The 18,218-nt window shown below is 40.0% G+C and carries 19 protein-coding genes and 1 pseudogene; 17 read left to right on the top strand and 3 right to left on the bottom strand.

Annotation, left to right across the window (positions count from 1 at the left end):
* Window positions 1–10: 10 nt before the first annotated feature.
* Window positions 11–1,396: a 3-keto-disaccharide hydrolase gene (locus B9A52_RS18805; protein WP_084121915.1), complete on the bottom strand. Its 1,386-nt coding sequence runs from the start codon at window positions 1,394–1,396 to the stop codon at window positions 11–13.
* 213 nt (window positions 1,397–1,609) lie between these two features.
* On the opposite strand from B9A52_RS18805, the gene B9A52_RS18800 reads away from it, so the two are divergent.
* The 11 genes from B9A52_RS18800 (at window position 1,610) to B9A52_RS18750 (ending at window position 12,103) form a co-directional block, all read left to right on the top strand.
* Window positions 1,610–4,414: a glycoside hydrolase family 2 protein gene (locus B9A52_RS18800; protein ID WP_084121914.1), complete on the top strand. Its 2,805-nt coding sequence runs from the start codon at window positions 1,610–1,612 to the stop codon at window positions 4,412–4,414.
* A 37-nt stretch (window positions 4,415–4,451) separates the two neighbouring features.
* Window positions 4,452–5,693 (top strand): mandelate racemase/muconate lactonizing enzyme family protein, encoded by a 1,242-nt coding sequence (locus B9A52_RS18795; RefSeq protein WP_084121913.1) that lies wholly within the window; start codon window positions 4,452–4,454, stop codon window positions 5,691–5,693.
* A 19-nt stretch (window positions 5,694–5,712) separates the two neighbouring features.
* A complete protein-coding gene (locus B9A52_RS18790) occupies window positions 5,713–7,563 on the top strand; it encodes a glycoside hydrolase family 2 protein (RefSeq protein WP_084121912.1) in 1,851 nt (616 codons plus the stop codon).
* A gap of 328 nt (window positions 7,564–7,891) precedes the next feature.
* The gene (locus tag B9A52_RS18785) at window positions 7,892–8,269 is read left to right on the top strand and encodes a hypothetical protein (protein ID WP_084121911.1); all 378 of its coding nucleotides are present in this window, start codon (window positions 7,892–7,894) and stop codon (window positions 8,267–8,269) included.
* A 60-nt stretch (window positions 8,270–8,329) separates the two neighbouring features.
* Window positions 8,330–8,740: a hypothetical protein gene (locus B9A52_RS18780; RefSeq protein ID WP_157370214.1), complete on the top strand. Its 411-nt coding sequence runs from the start codon at window positions 8,330–8,332 to the stop codon at window positions 8,738–8,740.
* A gap of 72 nt (window positions 8,741–8,812) precedes the next feature.
* On the top strand, window positions 8,813–9,061 hold the full coding sequence (locus B9A52_RS18775; protein WP_084121909.1) for a DUF6364 family protein: 249 nt from the start codon (window positions 8,813–8,815) through the stop codon (window positions 9,059–9,061).
* The gene (locus B9A52_RS18770) at window positions 9,058–9,471 is read left to right on the top strand and encodes a type II toxin-antitoxin system VapC family toxin (RefSeq protein WP_084121908.1); all 414 of its coding nucleotides are present in this window, start codon (window positions 9,058–9,060) and stop codon (window positions 9,469–9,471) included. Before B9A52_RS18775 ends, B9A52_RS18770 begins: the two co-directional genes overlap by 4 nt.
* Window positions 9,472–9,564: 93 nt before the next feature.
* Entirely contained in the window at window positions 9,565–10,404 is an 840-nt protein-coding gene (locus tag B9A52_RS18765) for an N-acetylmuramoyl-L-alanine amidase-like domain-containing protein (protein WP_084121907.1), read from the top strand.
* Window positions 10,405–10,432: 28 nt separating this feature from the next.
* Complete coding sequence (locus B9A52_RS18760; RefSeq protein WP_084121906.1) at window positions 10,433–10,756, top strand: cupin domain-containing protein; 324 nt, start codon at window positions 10,433–10,435, stop codon at window positions 10,754–10,756.
* On the top strand, window positions 10,753–11,742 hold the full coding sequence (locus B9A52_RS18755) for a glycoside hydrolase family 43 protein (protein WP_157370213.1): 990 nt from the start codon (window positions 10,753–10,755) through the stop codon (window positions 11,740–11,742). Before B9A52_RS18760 ends, B9A52_RS18755 begins: the two co-directional genes overlap by 4 nt.
* Window positions 11,743–11,878: 136 nt before the next feature.
* Entirely contained in the window at window positions 11,879–12,103 is a 225-nt protein-coding gene (locus B9A52_RS18750; RefSeq protein WP_084121905.1) for a CDGSH iron-sulfur domain-containing protein, read from the top strand.
* A gap of 97 nt (window positions 12,104–12,200) precedes the next feature.
* Here the strand turns inward: B9A52_RS18750 and B9A52_RS18745 are convergent, their stop codons facing one another.
* Window positions 12,201–12,737 (bottom strand): hypothetical protein, encoded by a 537-nt coding sequence (locus tag B9A52_RS18745; RefSeq protein WP_084121904.1) that lies wholly within the window; start codon window positions 12,735–12,737, stop codon window positions 12,201–12,203.
* Window positions 12,738–12,879: 142 nt separating this feature from the next.
* Between B9A52_RS18745 and B9A52_RS18740 the strand changes: the two genes are divergently transcribed.
* From B9A52_RS18740 to B9A52_RS18720, 6 genes and pseudogenes are all read left to right on the top strand, one after another.
* Window positions 12,880–14,220: a DUF1593 domain-containing protein gene (locus B9A52_RS18740; protein WP_084121903.1), complete on the top strand. Its 1,341-nt coding sequence runs from the start codon at window positions 12,880–12,882 to the stop codon at window positions 14,218–14,220.
* On the top strand, window positions 14,204–14,410 hold the full coding sequence (locus B9A52_RS18735) for a hypothetical protein (RefSeq protein ID WP_084118654.1): 207 nt from the start codon (window positions 14,204–14,206) through the stop codon (window positions 14,408–14,410). Before B9A52_RS18740 ends, B9A52_RS18735 begins: the two co-directional genes overlap by 17 nt.
* Window positions 14,407–15,828 (top strand): IS701 family transposase, encoded by a 1,422-nt coding sequence (locus B9A52_RS18730; protein ID WP_449371669.1) that lies wholly within the window; start codon window positions 14,407–14,409, stop codon window positions 15,826–15,828. The genes B9A52_RS18735 and B9A52_RS18730 overlap by 4 nt, the downstream gene beginning before the upstream one ends.
* 22 nt (window positions 15,829–15,850) lie before the next feature.
* Window positions 15,851–16,072: pseudogene (locus tag B9A52_RS26575) on the top strand (nucleoside hydrolase-like domain-containing protein); the annotation flags it as partial.
* Window positions 16,073–16,115: 43 nt separating this feature from the next.
* Window positions 16,116–16,889: a class I SAM-dependent methyltransferase gene (locus B9A52_RS18725; RefSeq protein WP_197687242.1), complete on the top strand. Its 774-nt coding sequence runs from the start codon at window positions 16,116–16,118 to the stop codon at window positions 16,887–16,889.
* A 20-nt stretch (window positions 16,890–16,909) separates the two neighbouring features.
* Window positions 16,910–17,326: a c-type cytochrome gene (locus B9A52_RS18720; RefSeq protein WP_157370212.1), complete on the top strand. Its 417-nt coding sequence runs from the start codon at window positions 16,910–16,912 to the stop codon at window positions 17,324–17,326.
* Between the two features lie 9 nt (window positions 17,327–17,335).
* Here B9A52_RS18720 and B9A52_RS18715 read toward each other — a convergent pair whose 3' ends face one another.
* Window positions 17,336–18,214 (bottom strand): 3-hydroxyacyl-CoA dehydrogenase, encoded by an 879-nt coding sequence (locus B9A52_RS18715; protein ID WP_084121902.1) that lies wholly within the window; start codon window positions 18,212–18,214, stop codon window positions 17,336–17,338.
* Window positions 18,215–18,218 lie beyond the last annotated feature (4 nt).

The raw sequence follows: 18,218 nt of genomic DNA, 5'->3' as shown, positions 1-18,218 counted from the left end.
TTATCCGGGTTTAATTCAGCTTTTTGATTTTGATATTTTTGAAATGAACTTCATCTCCATGGTCCTGAAGCAGTATATGTCCTTCGGGCGCTTCACCAAAATTCTCCCAAATTTTGTATTTACTGATGGCTACAAGGTCACGGTATTCCTGAGAACCGCGAACATATTCCACTACTTTAACTCCATTAAGGTAATGTTCCACTTTGTTGTCAGGATATACAACTACCCGGCCTTTGTTCCATTCTCCGGGGCCTTTTACAAAGCGAGGTTGCTTATTGGCCTTGATCAGGTCATAAAGTGAGGCCAATGTTCTGTTGCCTTCTATACCCATTTTGGCATCAGGATGTCTTTCATCATCCAAAATTTGATATTCCAATCCAATCGCTGAACCTTTGTTGCCCTCACTTAAGGTCACAAAATACTTTACACCGCTGTTTGCACCTTCTGTCATTTTGAAATCAAAGGCAAGGTCAAATGCACTGTATTTTTCAACAGTAACAATATCTCCAAAATTACTTGACTCACCACCATCGGCTTTTTCAACCATCAATATACCATCTTTGATATGCCATCCTTTCTCTGGGAAAGTCTCTTTGTAAGCACCTTTCCAACCCTCTGAATTTAGTCCATTGAACAATAGTTTCCAACCCTTTTCTTTCTCAAAATCTGTCAGTTCATTCAATCCTGTGTTGACCACAAAGACATCTCCCTGAAATGGGGTAGGAGTTAAGTTTTCCGTTTGTACCCTGACATTTTTGAAATAAGTCTTGTTTCCTTCATCTTCAGGATTTCCAATGCTATGTACCTGTAATCCTATAAATCCCCTTGAATCCATATCATCTACTACATAGGCAACCTCCTGACCATTGATCCAGGTTTTGATTTCTTTTCCAATGGCTTCAATTCGGTAGGAATTCCATTCTCCCATTTTAAAGGCTGATTTGGCTTTGGGATTAAGATCAAGTGGATACAGCCAGCCCCTTCGGGCTTCATCATATAATCCGCCTGACCAAGCACGTGCGGAAGGGTCAGCTTCTATCTGATAGCCAAAAACCAGACCCTGTCCATCTCTTTTGGTCGGGTCAAACTGACCCCTGACCATAATTCCGGAGTTGCTGGAAAGGTTTTCTATTTTTAAATCGAGTTCCAGAATATAATCCGTGTATTCTTTTTCAGTAATCAAAAAAGTATTTGGGGTATTGGCTTTTGCATAACCTATGATTTCCGAATCCTTAACTTCAAAAGGTGCTGCACCTCCGACTACTTTCCAGCCTTCCAGGTTTTCACCATTGAAAATATTATTCCATTCTGTTGATTTATTCTCCGATTTGGGAGATTCACAGGAAATGATCCCCATACATCCGAGCATCATTAATAGCAATACTGACTTTTTCATATTTTGGGTTATTTAATATTTGTCAAGTTCTACATTAAGTGCATGTAATTCAAGCAACCTGTCCTGCTGATTACGCAAACGATTTCGAGAGTAAGACCCTTAAGTGATTTTTATAATTGAATTTAAGAACTATCTTAGAATGTATGTAGCCGAAAGTGATAAGTGGAATATTTTATATTCCTCATTAGTATCAATAAACCTAAAATAAACAGAATGAACTCCAATACCCTCAAAAATATACTAACTTCTGTTTTTCTCATTTTTTCATTTCTGCATTCCAGTTTGGCCCAAGTGGATTATCAAAGGATTTATCTTTCCGGTAAGGATGCCTCGCAAACTGTAGATTGGGAATTTATGGTGTCAGATGGTAGAAAAGCTGATACCTGGAGTACTATTCCTGTTCCCTCTAATTGGGAATTGCATGGTTTCGGCACCTACAATTATGGTCACGACCATAAAAACGCTGATAGGGTTTTGGGTACTGAAACCGGATTTTACAAACATGCCTTTGAGGTACCTTCAGATTGGAGAGGGAAAACCATCAACATTGTTTTTGAAGGGGCTATGACAGATACCAAGGTTAAAATCAATGGGAAATCTACGGGGGAAATACATCAAGGTGGTTTTTATAGATTTAACTATGATATCTCCAAATTGGTAAATTATGGAAAAAGCAATACCCTGGAAGTAGAAGTAAATAAGCATTCCGCAAATGCTTCGGTGAACAGGGCGGAAAGGGAAGCGGATTTCTGGATTTTTGGAGGGATTTTCAGACCGGTTTATTTGGAAGTTTTACCCAATGCACATTTTTCAAGACTTGCCATAGATGCCAAATCAGATGGTACTTTCAACAGTCTGATTGAAATCAATAATCCACCCAAAAATGCCAAAGTTAAAATCGAGATCAGGGAAAAAGGTTCTGATTTAGTAATTGGAAACATTGAATCAGCAGATATAAGCGAGGGTTCTTGGCTTTCAGGAAAAATTGAAGGTATCAAAACATGGAACCCCGAACACCCTCATCTGTACGAGGCATCTTTTATCTTGATGCAAAATGAAAATATCGTTTTTCAAAAGAAAGAGACTTTTGGATTCCGAACAGTTGAACTTAGGGAGCAGGATGGTTTTTATGTCAATGGTAAAAGGGTCGTTTTCAAGGGAGTGAACAGGCATTCATTTTATCCAAATACGGGTAGAGCTTTGAGTGAAGCCAATCATTTGGAAGATATCTTGTTGATGAAGGAGATGAACATGAATGCTGTCCGCATGTCTCATTATCCACCTGATGAGCGGTTTTTGGACCTTTGCGATTCTCTTGGCTTGTTTGTCTTGGATGAAGTGGCAGGGTGGCAGCAGGGTTATGATACCGAAGTTGGACCTAAGATCATAAAAGCCACTGTTCTGAAAGATGCCAACCATCCATCTGTAATTATTTGGGACCATGGTAATGAAGGGGGCTGGGATTTTGAAAATGAGAAATGGTTTCATGAATATGATATCCAAAAACGACCTGTAATTTATCCTTGGCTTGTCAGAAACGGTGTGGATACCTATCATTACTTAAGGTATAATGCAGGAATACAGCGTTTAACCCATGGTCAGATACCGTTTATGCCCACGGAATTTATGCATGGACTTTACGATGGCGGTCATGGGGCAGGATTGGATGATTATTGGCATGCATTCAAAAGAAATCCGGTTTACTCCGGTGGGTTTCTTTGGGTTTTTGCAGATGAAGCAGTGGTCCGGACTGACCGTGATGGGGAATTGGATGCTGATGGTAACCATGCTCCTGATGGAATTTTAGGTCCCTATAAAGAAAAAGAAGGCAGTTTTTACACCATCAAGGAAATATGGTCTCCGATTCAGGTTCAGACTTTCAATCTCAACGCCAATTTCGACGGCGAAATTTTGATCGAAAATCAATATACCTATTCCTCCTTAGTTGACTGCAAACTGGAATGGAAACTTTTTTCTGTCAATGGTTTAGAAAGTCAAAGTGAGAACCATAAAAAGGTAATCAACCTTCCTGACATTCTTCCAGGGGAAACAAAAAGAATAGACCTTGACTTGCCTGATAATTTCGATCAATCTGATTACCTTTCAATAAGTGCCTATGATTGGAATGGTAAGGAATTGTATACTTGGAGTTGGCCAATTCATAGTCCAATTGACTTTGCAGCAAGAGAATTATTTGAACCAAATTCAAGTGAAATGAATATGGTTCAAATGGAGGAAGAAAACGGTCAATTGAAAATACAGGCAGGAGAAATGACTTATTTCTTTAACCTTGAAACAGGTAATTTGACTAAAGTTCAAAAAGGAACAAAGTTGTTTTCATTTGCCAACGGCCCAACGGTGGAAGGAATGGATTCACAGGTGGAAAAAGTGTATTGGGAAATGGACGAGGAAGGAAGTATTCAAGTGCACATGTCATATTCGACCTATCCCAAAAAGGCTACTTGGACTGTCAATAGTTCCGGACTGTTATCTTTTGAATCCAATGGTCCTGCATTTGGTAGTGGAGGCATTGACTTTTTGGGCATTTCATTTTCTTATCCTGAAGAAAAAGTCAAGGGAGTAAAATGGGTAGGGGACGGACCTTATAGGGTTTGGAAAAACAGGTTAAAAGGAGCTGAATTCGGCTTGTGGGAAAAAGCTTATAACAATACCATGACAGGTTACAGTTATGATAACTTGATATATCCCGAATTCAAAGGCTATCATGCCAACTTTTATGCCATGGAACTGCAAACAGAAGAAGGCAATATCCAAATATATTCCGGTACACCTGGAATGTTTTTCAAACTTTACAATCCTGAAAACCCACCTCATGCAACTCCCGGAGTTACTCCCAAGATGCCAAAAGGAGATATTTCGTTCCTCCATCAAATCTCTCCAATTGGCAATAAATTCAGCGGGCCAGAGACTATGGGTCCAAGCGGTGAAAAAGGAAGTGGCGTAAGCCATACAGGAGATACGCCTTTTGGGATAAAACTGTGGTTTGATTTTAAATGAAAAGTTATAAGTTGGTCAGCTAAGAAATTGTTGAAAAATGAAAAGACGGGAATTTATCTCAAAAAGTGCTGTATTAGGATTGATTCCATCAATTAATCCTAGAAAAGCCTTTGCTGAAGCGATAGATAGAGAGAATGGGAATACGTATCCTTCCAGCATTTTGGATATTCAATCCGTTATAAAATCCCTTATTATCATCCAAAAAATTGAAATTCTTGAATCAGTTGGAAACCGTTTCATTGTGGTTACTTCCAAGGATGGGCTCCAAGGAATCACTGTCCTTAATTTCAGAATGGAGTATTTGCTACCAATTTTGCAGGGAATGATCCAGCCATTTTTTATTGGAAAGGATGCAAGGGATATCGAACAGATTTTGGATACCATTGCACATGACAGAGCGGTATATAAATATTCCGGAATCCCCTTGTTCAACTGCATCGGTCAGGTGGAGATTGCTGTGATGGATTTATTGGGTAAAGCTGCGGGGATTCCTGCTTCTGATTTTTTTGGAAAAAGGATCCGGACAGAAATCCATATGTATGTGTCCAGCCTCACACGGGAAACCAGCCCCGAGGAAGAAGTAGCCAATCTTCAAAAACAAATTGCCGAGACAGGTGCTAAAGCCGTCAAAATAAAAGTAGGGGGGAGAATGAGTCGCAATGCCGATGCCGCACCGGGCCGGTCAGAAAACCTGATCCGCTTGTTGAGAAAAACCTTTGGGGATGGACTGACCATTTACGCAGATGCCAACAGTTCTTTTGATCTTCAGGAAGGGCTCAAGATGGCGACATTTTTGGAAGAGTATGGTGTTTCCATTTTTGAGGAACCCTGTTATTGGGAAGATTATAACTCGAATCAAAAGATTGCCAGTAGTCTGAAAACCATGAAACTGGCAGGTGGAGAGCAGGATACTTCCTACCTCAGATGGCGCGATATTGCCCAAAACAAAGTGTATCATGTGCTTCAACCTGACTTATATTACAATGGAGGGTTGACTAGGGCTTTTTATGTGGAAAAGCTCGCCATTGCCAATGGATTGAGTATTGCACCTCATAGCCCAAAAGATGACCCCTTGGCAGCTCCTTTCTTTCAATTTGCTTCTGTTTCGCCTATATTGGAAGGGTATCAGGAATTTCCGGGCGGAAAGAAAAAATATCCTGATTGGTATTACCCTCATTTTGATATCAAAAATGGTTTTATCAAAGTTCCCACAGGTCCAGGTTTGGGCTTGGAATATGATGACTCCGTTTTTAAAAATGCCAAAATAATCAATTCTTAACCCAACAACCGACCCAAAAATGAAAAGATTCAAGCACATTTTGCACCAAGTCTATTTATTTGGTTTCTTAATTCAGCCCTTTTTTTTACAGGCCCAAAACCTCAATACCAATCCGATCCTATCCCCATGGGCAGAAAAAGTGGATGCCAATGCACCACATCAGGAATATCCGAGACCACAGATGGTCAGAGAAAATTGGACCAATCTCAATGGGTCTTGGGATTATGCGATTTTGGAAAAAGGAAGTAGTAAACCTGAACAATTTCAGGGGAAAATCACGGTTCCCTTCCCTATAGAATCTTATTTATCGGGTGTGATGAAACCTGTTGGCGCTGAGAAAGAACTTTGGTACAAAAAGACCTTGACTATTGCCAATAAGGACAGAAAAGGAAAAGTTCTGCTTCATTTCGGAGCAGTGGATTGGGAGACCGAAGTTTTTGTCAATGGGAAATCAGCGGGCATCCACCAAGGAGGATACGATCCTTTTTCTTTCGATATCAGTAGCTTATTGAACAAAGGTCAGCAACAGGAAATTATGGTGAGGGTTTGGGATCCTACAGATGATGGTCCTCAACCAAGAGGCAAACAGATCAATCGGCCCCGCAGCATTTGGTACACCCCTGTCACAGGGATCTGGCAGACAGTTTGGTTGGAATTTGTGCCCGAGTCCTATATATCAGCTGTTAAAATAACCCCTGATTGGGATAATGGTAATTTTCTTATAGAAACAGACAGCGATTTGAATTCAGGTCAATTTGTTCTGGAAGTGAAAGTTTTTGATGAAAATCAAATGGTGGCCCAAACTCAGGGGCAGTCCGGAAAGGGTTTGAATTTGAATATACCCAATCCTAAATCCTGGTCACAGGACAATCCTCATTTGTATGATTTTGAAATCAGCTTGAAGCGTGGCAATAGGGTAGTGGATCAGGTAAAATCCTATGGGGCTTTGAGGAAAATTTCCATAGGCTATGATGCCAATGGCATGCAGGTAATGGAACTGAACGGAAAGGCATTGTTTCAATATGGTCCCTTGGATCAGGGTTGGTGGCCTGATGGTCTTTACACAGCGCCTACAGATGAAGCATTGGCTTTTGACATCATCAAAACGCAGGAAATGGGTTTCAATATGATCCGTAAACATGTCAAGGTGGAACCTGCACGATGGTATTATCACTGCGATAAATTGGGTATGTTGGTTTGGCAGGACATGCCCAGCGGGGATATGGGGAATATATGGGAACCCAAACCCGGCATTTACCGAAAAGGCCTTGACAAAGACAGAACACCTGAATCCGAGTCAATTTTCAAAACCGAATGGAAAGCCATTATGGATGCATTTCATCATTTTCCATCCATTGTAGTTTGGGTACCCTTCAATGAGGCCTGGGGACAGTTCAAAACCAAAGAAATCACAGAATGGACACAAGCATATGATCCTACCAGATTGGTCAATTCCGCTTCTGGTGGGAATTTTGAACTGGAAGGAAACAAGATCACCGGGGATATTTTCGATGTGCACAACTATCCCGATCCTGTGATGCCCTCACCGGATTTGTTTGGAAAGGTGAATGTGCTGGTATTGGGAGAATACGGTGGATTAGGGCTACCTGTGGAAGGACATACCTGGCAGGACAAGGACAATTGGGGCTATCAGTCCTTCAAAACGCAGGAAGAACTTTTGGCCAGATATGAACTCTTGATCGTGGACCTAAAAGCACTGATTCCAAAAGGTCTAGCCGCGGCAGTCTACACCCAGACTACAGATGTGGAAATTGAGACCAATGGACTAATGACTTATGATCGGAAGGTGATTAAATTTCCGGTGGAGGTTTTGAGGAAACTGCATATGGAACTATATCTGGTGAAATAAATTGAAATATTATGGAAATAGATATTTTGTTGATACTGGATGTTTTATGATATTAAATTGGAATCGAATCGAAGACCTTGAGAACGAAGTGATTTGGGAATAGATAGATATAAAGTTGAAATAGGTGTGATATAAAATAGATATAATATTCCAGGACAAAACGCTGTCTTTTTTCAAATCAGGGCTGATGAAGGAAGTTATATCGCCGAAGGCATATATCAATTTAATATCGCGAAGCATATATCATTTAAATATCAACTATTTCATTATTATTTCGTAAATAGACTTGTAATCCATTAAATTTTTCCCCCTTTAAATTTATCGAGTCATGAAAAAATCAATATCCATTTGCCTCGTTTTCATCTCAGGGATTTGTTTCTCAGCTTTTTCTCAAGACATTAGCCCTAATCCAAAAAAGGATTTTGAATGGAAAAGCCTGGAAGAGTTGCCTTGGTATCATGGAATTCCAAGATTGAATCAAAAAGACTCTATTATCATCCTCAGTCCGGAATTGGAAGGATCACTCAATTTCCCAGGACTCGATGGTCAAAAATTCTCTTTTAAGAATGATACCGATAAATCATTTCCCGTCAATCTTCCTACCATTTATAATATGCCGATTCATAAACCCGAGGGAGAATTTCCTATATTGGTTCATGTTCCTGATGAAAACGTAAACTATACTATTCGAATTAATAAATATTAATCAAATTTAAATGCTCATCATCCGAAATTGAAAGATTGGGAAAATTTTAAAATTGAAAAATTGATTGATACCCTCCTTACCAAAATAAATACCCATCCAAAAATCATTTTTCTAGTCGATGGATTGGGAGCTTTGTTGACAACACTTTTACTGCTTGGAATACTCATCCCATTACAGGAATTTTTTGGTATGCCTAAGAATATCCTCATCATTCTATCTTTGATTGCGTTGGCTTTTGCAGTTTATTCCTTTTGCTGCTATTTCTTCTTGGAGCGTAATTGGAAGCCTTTTCTTTTTGGTATCAGTATTGCCAATTTCTTTTATTGCTGCCTGACTTTAAGCTTGGTTTATTGTTGTTTTGCCGAACTCACCGGTTTGGGAGTCACCTATTTTTTGTTGGAACTAATGGTGGTGATGGGTTTGGTGATGATGGAGTGGAAGTTGATAAAAGCTGAAAATATGCTTTCCTAAAAAAAATATAGCGATTTATAATTTTAAATTCACGTATAAATTTTATATTTTCACACGTAAATATTATAAGTCATGGATACCAAACTAACACTAAATCTGGACAAAGAGGTTATCGAAAAGGCTAAGGATTATGCCAAGTCCCAAAGTATAAGTCTATCAAAATTGATTGAATCCTATCTGGCTTCATTGGTAAATGATAAGCCATCAAAAGAAATTGAAATTACCCCTTTGGTAAAAAGCCTCAGCGGTGTGATAAATCTTGACGAGGATTTTGATTACAAAGAAAAATATACCGAATATCTTTTGGAGAAATACAAATGAAAAGGTTACTGGTTGACACCAACATTATTTTGGATCTTTTGGCAAAAAGGGGCTCTTTTTTTGATAGTGCTTCCAAGTTGTTTTCTTGGGCAGATCAAAACAAAGTAGAACTATATATAAGTTCTCTTTCAATTGCCAATACCAATTACGTCCTTTCAAAAATGTTAAATCCTACTGAGGCGAAAGATATCCTTAGGAGATTTAAAGTGCTGGTATCGATAATTCCACTCACTGATAAAATCATTGATTTGGCCTTGAATGATAACAATTTCTCCGATTTTGAAGATGGATTGCAATATTATTCAGCACTAGGAGCGAATTGTAAAATTATTATCAGCCGAGACCAGAAAGGTTTCAAAACTGCCAAACTTCCGATAATGACAGCAGAGGAATTCTTGTTTTCAATCTAAGTTTTAAAGATTCAAGAAATTTAATTATCTATTTGAGTCCTGGATATCAAAATTAAATTTACATTTCAATATTTATCAAAAGCTCCAATACCAATGCGCCTGATTCCTATTATCATTTTCTTACTAATACCATTCTTGGTAAGAAGCCAAACCGTTTGCACTTCCGAAAGTAAAGAAAGGCTTGATGCCTACCTGCTGAAACTTTCAGAAATGGACCTTTCGGAAAAATCTCCCAATGAACGCATTATCGAAATCGGTAAATGGTTTCTCAATACGCCTTATGTGGAGAAAACTTTGGAACTGCCTGGAGAAGAAAAACTGGTGATCAACCTGATGGGCCTGGATTGTACCACTTATCTGGAAACTGTCGTCACTTTGGCAAGATTGGCACAAATGGGGGAGTTTTCTTTTGAGGATTTTGAGCGGGAACTGGAATTCCTCAGGTATCAGAATGGAATCAGAAAGGACTATCCATCCAGATTGCATTATTTCTCTGACTGGATTTATCAGAATGAACAGAAGGGAATTATAAAAGATGTCACTAAGGAAATTGGTGGTAAGGTTTATGCCAATTACCCAAGCTTTATGAGTTCCAATCCCCAGTATTATGCACAGTTGGGAAATCCTGAATTTGTGAAACGATTAAAGGTATCCGAAGCTGAAATTAGCAAAAGAACCTATCACTATATCCCCAAAGATGAAATAGTCAACTACGAAAAGAACATCAAATCCGGTGACCTAATTGCCATCACTACTTCCATGCAAAACCTGGATATAGTACATGTGGGCTTTGCCATAGAAAAAGAAGGCAGGATCCATTTATTGCATGCAGGCACCAAAAACATGAAAGTGGAGATTTCCCAAATGCCTTTGAACGATTACCTGAAAGGCAATAAGTCGCAATCAGGGATAATGGTGGCACGATTATTCTAGTCATATCTGAAATTCTTAAAGAAATACTATGGCCAATATAGAACCGTCAATAATATTTGAATCCAGAGAAAGCATTGACTATGCTGATAATTCTGTAGTAAGCAAGACAATTGTGAAGAAGCCGGCTGGTAACATCACTCTTTTTGCTTTTGATAAGGACGAGGGATTGGCTGAACATAGTTCACCACATGATGCCCTTGTTCAACTGTTGGACGGTGAAGCTGAAATCACTATTGGTGGAAAGATTTTTAACCTCCAATCAGGACAAAGCATCATCCTTCCGGCCAATATCCCTCATGCCCTGAAAGCAAAAAAGAAGTTTAAAATGTTGCTAACCATGATTAAATCATGATCAAATCCAAGATATTCCTATATGTGCTATGGGTAATATTTATTATCTCCTGTAAGCCAAAGCCAACTGAAAAAACCGAAGAATTCTCAGGCAATCCTCTTTTTGAAGGATGGTATGCCGATCCTGAAGCGATTATTTACGGGGATACTTATTGGATTTACCCTACTTACTCAGACAAATTCCACCGACAGGTTTTTATGGATTGTTTTTCTTCACCTGACCTGGTCAATTGGACCAAGCATGAAAGAATCATAGATACAGCCGAGGTGGCCTGGGCGGATTCTGCCATGTGGGCACCGGGAGTGATTGAAAAAAAAGGCAAATACTTTCTCTTCTTTGCTGCCAATGATGTGCATGAAGGAGAAGTTGGTGGAATAGGTGTGGCTGTTGCCGACCGACCGCAAGGGCCATTCAAGGATTTATTGGGCAAGCCTTTGATACAGGATATCGTCAATGGGGCACAGCCGATTGACCAATTTATCTTCAAGGACAGGGACGGTAGTTTTTTGATGTATTATGGCGGTTGGGGCAAATGCAATGTGGTCAAACTCAACGAGGATTTTACAGGCTTGGAGCCTTTTGACGATGGAGAATATTATAGAGAAGTGACACCGGAAAGTTATGTGGAAGGTCCCTTTATGTTTATCCGGGATGACAAATACTATTTTATGTGGTCGGAGGGAGGTTGGACCGGACCGAATTATAAAGTAGCCTATGCGATTTCCGACAATCCATTTGGCCCTTTTGAGCGGATTGGGGTAGTATTGGAACAGGATCCTGAAGTGGCCACCGGTGCTGGACATCATTCGGTCTTGCATGTTCCCAAAACTGACCAGTACTATATCGTATATCATCGCAGACCATTGGGTGAAACGGATGGCAACCACCGGGTAACCTGTATTGACAAGATGGAATTTGACGAAAATGGCCTGATCCTTCCTGTCAAAATCACCTTTGAAGGAGTTCAGGCAAATCCTTTGGATTGATGTTAATCCAAAATATTTAAAAGCCTGAGAAATAGGTCATAGAAAGTTTAAAATTTTAAAATTACGAAAAACCTTTTTCGGTTTGGCTTAAATTACCTAAACTAGGTTTGTTTTATATCAACTTTAAATCAAAAAAATGGCTAATACTAAAATCACTGTTAATTCCAATGGATCTTTAAAAATAGAAGGAGACTTCGAAATTGTGGATGCTCAGGGCAATGCTTACGGACTACAAGGTCGGACTGTATTGGGACTTTGCCGTTGTGGAATGTCCAAAAACAAACCTTTTTGTGACGGCTCACATCGTGGGCATTTGGAACACGATGCTGTTGCTTTCGACCTCCCTCCAAAAAAAGTATAATCCCTAGAGATCAAATGAATTTGGCCTCGGTTAATTGTTGGTTTAAGGCAATTTAACCGAGGCCATTTTTTATAAAAGTTTTTTACTGCTGTTTGAATTAGCATCCGCAAGTCCCAACCACTGTTTGGATCCATGGTAGACGGTCAGGAATATGTATTTGAATTTCGCCCGTAGCAGGTAATATTTCCGGATCCCCGCTTTGATTTAACTGGAGATTCAGCCAAACCTCTACCTGTTCATTTCCTAACCTTACATTTCTCGAAGATTCCTCTGAATTGTTTTCTACAGAAAGGACTTCCAATCGGATCAATTGATTGTCCAGTTTGATGAAGCCAAAATCTTTTTTATCCAGAAGACCATATTTTTCTGCATAAATAAAATTTTGCTGTTTGAATTGAAGACTGTCTATTGCCAAATAACAACTACAGCCCATGACTTCTTCCAGGTATCCAAAAGTTTCCAGCTTGATTTCAGAAAAAGTCTTTCCAGCCTGTTGGGTCAATGTGCTCTCTGATTCGCTCTTGCCTGCTTTGTTTCCTGAGCATGAGATGAACACGATTACTGTCAGCAAAAATATCAGAGACTTAGATATAAGTCCTTGAATCAGGAGGAGATCTTTGATTTTTATTTGCATAGGATCGAAAGGCTTTAGGTTTTAGGGGTAAACATGGAAAATCAAATTTATGATTTTTCCTTTTGAATTTGCCGATAATATACTTTTGATTTGTTTATAGATGTTTTCAAGTTATATTTTCTAGTGATTCACATTCAGTCCCATGAAAAGATATATTTTCTCTTCCCTTCTCATCTTATCCATAATTGGCGTTCCTTCCATGGCGAAGGAAAAATACCGTGTAGTAATCATGACGGATATGACCCATGATGACGGTAATTCCCTGATCAGGTATCTTTATTATTCGCATTTTTTTGATACAGAAGCCATCATTATCACCCAACAATTACCGGATTTTAACTATAATCAAGATGGTCCTTGGATAAAGGTCAATAATATTTTGGATGCTTACAAGGAAGAAAATGCACAACTTAAAAGACATCATGAAGATTTTCCTAGCTATGCGGAACTTGCAGGCGTAACAAAAAAAGGAAGAGGAGCATTGCCAATTATTTGGCTAACAAATGAGAAGAAATTTGCGCAGGAAATCGCGGGTCGGTATGTAGAAAGTGAATGGGGTGATATTACCTTTCATGATTGGATTGGAGATGGTCTTAATCCTAACGGAGAACCAAAAGATTCAGAGGGTAGCGAATATCTTCAGGAGGTTTTTGATAAAGAAGATGACCGGCCGATTTTCGTGCAAATGTGGGGAGGCCCCATTACATTTGTTCAGGCACTATACCGCTACAGAGAAAGAAAGGGGGAGGAAAAATTCAAGAAACTTCTATCCAAGATCCACATTTTCGGGATTCTTCTTCAGGACATCACTTTTGATTATATGATAGACCTGGATAAAGTTCAGGCTTTGAAGTGTAATAATATGGGAACTGTAACCTCAACTTTCAAAGGTGAAAGGGTTAATCCAGCCTGGTTTTTACATGACAATGGACATTTTTGGAAGTATTTAAAGGTGATGGATCAAAAAGAAGTCAATGGCAATGGTCCGATTTCAGCATATTATGATCATGGGGGAGAAGGGGATACACCTGCTTTTCTGTACCTGATTAGTGCGGCACTTGGTCTCAATGATCCATTGGATCCAACTCAGGGAAGTTGGGGCAGCATGTTCCAGTCTATGGGAGAGCAATTTCCGGATGGCTATTTTCATACCTGTGGATTAGAGAGAAGCGAATTGGAACGATGGATTCCCGCTGCAAAAACCAGTTTCTTGAACAGGTTACAATATTCTACCAAAGGTCCTGAGGAGGTCAATCATGAACCTGTTGCCGTAATCAATGGTGCAGGAGGAAATCAAATTATCAGAATAAAAGAAGAACCTGGTGCCTGGGTCATTTTGGATGCATCAGGATCATTTGATCCTGATGCTCGACTTTGGCTATTAACTAGACATAAAATAAAAAAGGGCCGCAATTTGGAATTGTGGCCTTTTTTATTGATTTTTATATCTAGTTATATGACTAGATATGGGATATCCGACTAAAATCCAGCTCATAAAAAGAGCCAAAAGTGAACAATGGTACGTCAACTTTCCTGCCGCAGTGGCACAGGCCATTGAATTCCAGCAGGGGGAAGTTGTGGAGTGGATCATTGATGACCATCAGAGACTTGTTCTTCAGCGAAGTGAAAAGGCAACCGAAGGCCTTAAAAAAAAACTTCCCCCGAAAACCTGAAAGATATCTTCGGATCCCTGTTCTCGGACTGTAAATTGGCCTTTAAGCAGATCCGGACCTGGAAAAGGGCTTCCGTACTTGCAGAAGGTCTTTTGGGCTGTGTCGGCAGGAGTACCGTAACGGGTATGATAACGGCCACCGGACAGCATTTCAAAGACTGGTCGGCGGCATACCGCCTTTTTCAGGGGGACAGGATGAATACCGATGCGCTGTTTTCAGTCATCAGGAAGTCCGTAGCGGATGCTGTTTCGGCGGACGAAGGGGAGATCTATGCCCATATGGACGATACACTTCTGAGAAAAACAGGTAAAAAAGTGGAGGGGGCCAAATGGATGAGGGATCCGCTGGGCCCGCCTTTTCATACCAACTTTGTATGGGGCCAGCGTTTTATACAGATGTCCCTTTCTCTGTGTTCCGGAATGGACAAAGTACAGGCCACGACCGTTCCTGTTGATCTTCAACACTGCCCCACTGCCCGTAAACCCAAAAAGGACAGTCCCCGGGAAGATCATGACCTTTACAGAGAAACACAAAAAAAGACCAAACTGAGCCTGATAGGATCCCAAAGGATCTCTGCCCTCAGAAAGGGGCTTGATTCGGACGGGCACAGAGGAAAAAGTCTGGTGGTGAGCGTGGACGGCAGCTATACCAATGAGACTGTTCTCAAAAAACTTGTTGATAATGTCATCCTGATCGGAAGGGTCCGCAAAGACTGCAAGCTTTATGGGCTGCCCGATGTTTCCCCTGAAAACAGCAAGGGCAGAAAGCGTGTCTACGGAGATGAGCTGCCCACCCCGGAACAGATCCGTCAGTCCGATGAATACGGCTGGAAGGAAGTCAAAGCATGGGCGGCAGGAAAAATACATACTTTCAATATCAAGACGGTAGAGAAGGTGAGATGGGAAAAATCAGGGCCGATGAATCTGAGGCTGGTGGTCATAAGACCTGTCGGATACAGGCTCACAAAAAAATCAAAACTGCTTTACAGGGATCCCGCATACCTGATCTGTACATCCACAGAACTCCCGCTTGAAAAACTGCTGCAGGCATATCTGTGGCGATGGGGTATAGAAGTGAATTTTAGGGACCAGAAAACATTGATGGGATGTGGGCAGGCACAGGTAAGAAAAGAAATACCCTGCAGCAAGGTACCTCAGTTCGTCACCGCCGTTTACTCAATGTTGCTGGTCTCGGCATCAAAAGCCAAAATCACAGAACTGCCAAGGCCCAAGTGGTACAGCAAAAAGAAAAACCGCAGAACAACGACCCAGGACATTATAAACCAGTTCAGGGCCATAAACTGGACTGATTCTGTCAAAATCAATTTCACCGACTTCGTCGCAATGGAAAATAAACAGCGAAGTGCCAAAAATAACCCTATTCATTCACTGTCAAGCTTGTTCTATACCAGAAATTAGCCAAACTTAAGCATCAGGATCATTTGATCCTGATGGGGATGAAATCAATTTCAATTGGTTTTATTACCAAGAGGCGAGTAGCTATAAGGGTCAGTTTTCTTTAGATGAACCCAGTAAAGAGAAGCAGGAATTTGAGCTTCCTCGAGATATCGGCAATTCTGAAATTCACCTGATACTCGAGATAAGAGATAATGGCGCCCACGAATTGGTATCTTATAGAAGGATAATCCTTTCAGTTAAGTAAAGTAATTTAATTGATTGAAAATCAGTGCTATAAATTAAATAACATGATGGAAATTAAGAAACAATGGTATGAAGCAATGTTTGAGAACTTTGCTCAAAAATACGACCAAGAGGAGTTTACACAAGGCACGGTTGGGGAATGTGATTTTCTTGAAAAGGAGCTTGACTTTAATAAAACCTTAAAAATCTTGGATGTTGGTTGTGGGACAGGTCGGCACAGCATCGAATTGACAAAAAGAGGTTATGATATTACAGGAATAGATCTTTCTGCATCTCAATTAAAAAGGGCAAAGGAAAAAGCAGCACTTCTTGATCTTCAGATCAACTTTATTGAAGCTGATGCCAGAGAGCTTCCTTTCCTCAATGAATTTGATGCTGCCATCATGCTATGTGAAGGAGGATTTCCTTTGATGGAAACCGATGAAATGAATTTTGAGATATTGAAGCAGGTTACCAAATCATTAAAAAACAAAGGCAAATTCATCTTCACTACGCTCAATGGTTTGTTTCCACTTTACCATTCTGTCGAAGCCTTCACCAATAAGGAAAATGGATCAACCGGTACCACCTATCGCAGTAATACTTTTGATTTAATGACCTTTAGAGATCATTCTATTACTGATTTTATTGATGATGACGGGAATAAAAAATCAATTGAAAGCAATGAAAGGTATTATGTGCCAAGTGAAATAAAATGGATTCTGAAATCATTGGGATATACTAAAATAGATATCAATGGAGCACATTTGGGTGCTTTTTCAAGAAACGACACCTTAACAACTGAGGATTTTGAAATGTTGGTCATTGCGGAAAAGTAATCTGAATAGATACTATCAATATGAAATATTTTGGATTTTATGGCTTGATTTTCTGCATACTTGGGGTATCCTGTCAACAATCCAAAAGAAATGAAATTGAAAATTCAATGGAAAAAACTTCCAAAGATTATATCCGTGCCATACCGGGAAATGATGGTCCCTTGGATTTGGATTTGGTGAAAAGGGGAGAGGTATTGATCGCCTATGCCGATTGTTATGATTGTCATAGAACCGAAAACAGATCAAAGGGCCCGGCCTTTCAGGATATAGCCAAAAGATATCCTGTTCAACAGGTTTATATGGATCATTTAGCCAGAAAAATTATCAATGGAAGCACCGGGGCATGGGGATACCCTGTGATGGATCCTCATCCAAATGTTTCAATGAAAGAGGCCCAAACCATGGCCTCTTTTATATTGTCCTTAAAAAATAAGTAGGCGTTTATTTCAATTTAAAAACCCTGGAGCTTTGTATGCTGGATTGGGATAGGTATAAAATCCTTCTCCTGTTTTTTCACCAAGTTTCCCTGCATCAATATATTTTTTTAAAAGTGCGGCAAAGGCTTGTGAGGCTTTGTCGGGCATTTTGTGGGTTACATGCCATGCTGTATCCAAACCAATGGTGTCCAGAATTCCGAAGGGGCCACTTGGCATCCTGAAATTGACCATCCAGGACTTATCTATATCCTCAATACTTGCTACCTCACCTGTCAGCAACTTCCCTGCTGCACCAATAAAAGCCATCAACATGCTGTTGAATATATAGCCGGGATTCTCTTTTTTAACCAAAACAGGTACCTGTTCCAAGGATTTCCCAAACTCCATTAAGACGGGGATTAATTTTTCATCCGTACCGGAATGTGGCATAATATCTACCACTTTGGCATAAAACACATCATGGAAATGCAAAGCACAGAATTTTGCAGGATGTCCTGAGGTGTCCGCAAACATGGAAGGAAGCAGAAATGATGTATTGGTTGTGAAAATGGTTTTTTCCGGTGCAATTTTTCCAAATAACTTCCAAACTTGATTTTTGACTTTCACATCTTCCAAAACACTTTCATTGATGATATCAGCATCCAAAACAGCAACGTTCGGGTTGTCAGTAAAAGTTATACCTGAAATCGCATTTAGTCCGGCTTCAGCCTCCAAACCACTGCTTTTGGCCAATTGCCGTACTATTTTCTCCATGATGTTTTTGGAATTGTCCAAAGCTGCAGGACTGATGTCATACACAGCAACTTTGTATCCAGATAAAGCGGATTGGAGCGCTACTCTTGTTCCCAGAGTTCCAGCGCCTAAAATGCAAACATTTTTGATTTTCATGTAT

The sequence above is a fragment of the Aquiflexum balticum DSM 16537 genome, from assembly GCF_900176595.1.
Taxonomy (GTDB): domain Bacteria; phylum Bacteroidota; class Bacteroidia; order Cytophagales; family Cyclobacteriaceae; genus Aquiflexum; species Aquiflexum balticum.
This window is presented reverse-complemented; position numbering and strand designations above follow the sequence as displayed.

What these genes read in the sequence shown, in the direction of transcription:
- B9A52_RS18805 (WP_084121915.1), bottom strand. Translation starts at nt 1,396, where the DNA reads ATGAAAAAGTCAGTATTGCTATTAATGATGCTCGGATGTATGGGGATC.
- B9A52_RS18800 (WP_084121914.1), top strand. Translation starts at nt 1,610, where the DNA reads ATGAACTCCAATACCCTCAAAAATATACTAACTTCTGTTTTTCTCATT.
- B9A52_RS18795 (WP_084121913.1), top strand. Translation starts at nt 4,452, where the DNA reads ATGAAAAGACGGGAATTTATCTCAAAAAGTGCTGTATTAGGATTGATT.
- B9A52_RS18790 (WP_084121912.1), top strand. Translation starts at nt 5,713, where the DNA reads ATGAAAAGATTCAAGCACATTTTGCACCAAGTCTATTTATTTGGTTTC.
- B9A52_RS18785 (WP_084121911.1), top strand. Translation starts at nt 7,892, where the DNA reads ATGAAAAAATCAATATCCATTTGCCTCGTTTTCATCTCAGGGATTTGT.
- B9A52_RS18775 (WP_084121909.1), top strand. Translation starts at nt 8,813, where the DNA reads ATGGATACCAAACTAACACTAAATCTGGACAAAGAGGTTATCGAAAAG.
- B9A52_RS18770 (WP_084121908.1), top strand. Translation starts at nt 9,058, where the DNA reads ATGAAAAGGTTACTGGTTGACACCAACATTATTTTGGATCTTTTGGCA.
- B9A52_RS18765 (WP_084121907.1), top strand. Translation starts at nt 9,565, where the DNA reads ATGCGCCTGATTCCTATTATCATTTTCTTACTAATACCATTCTTGGTA.
- B9A52_RS18760 (WP_084121906.1), top strand. Translation starts at nt 10,433, where the DNA reads ATGGCCAATATAGAACCGTCAATAATATTTGAATCCAGAGAAAGCATT.
- B9A52_RS18755 (WP_157370213.1), top strand. Translation starts at nt 10,753, where the DNA reads ATGATCAAATCCAAGATATTCCTATATGTGCTATGGGTAATATTTATT.
- B9A52_RS18750 (WP_084121905.1), top strand. Translation starts at nt 11,879, where the DNA reads ATGGCTAATACTAAAATCACTGTTAATTCCAATGGATCTTTAAAAATA.
- B9A52_RS18745 (WP_084121904.1), bottom strand. Translation starts at nt 12,737, where the DNA reads ATGCAAATAAAAATCAAAGATCTCCTCCTGATTCAAGGACTTATATCT.
- B9A52_RS18740 (WP_084121903.1), top strand. Translation starts at nt 12,880, where the DNA reads ATGAAAAGATATATTTTCTCTTCCCTTCTCATCTTATCCATAATTGGC.
- B9A52_RS18735 (WP_084118654.1), top strand. Translation starts at nt 14,204, where the DNA reads ATGGGATATCCGACTAAAATCCAGCTCATAAAAAGAGCCAAAAGTGAA.
- B9A52_RS18725 (WP_197687242.1), top strand. Translation starts at nt 16,116, where the DNA reads ATGATGGAAATTAAGAAACAATGGTATGAAGCAATGTTTGAGAACTTT.
- B9A52_RS18720 (WP_157370212.1), top strand. Translation starts at nt 16,910, where the DNA reads ATGAAATATTTTGGATTTTATGGCTTGATTTTCTGCATACTTGGGGTA.
- B9A52_RS18715 (WP_084121902.1), bottom strand. Translation starts at nt 18,214, where the DNA reads ATGAAAATCAAAAATGTTTGCATTTTAGGCGCTGGAACTCTGGGAACA.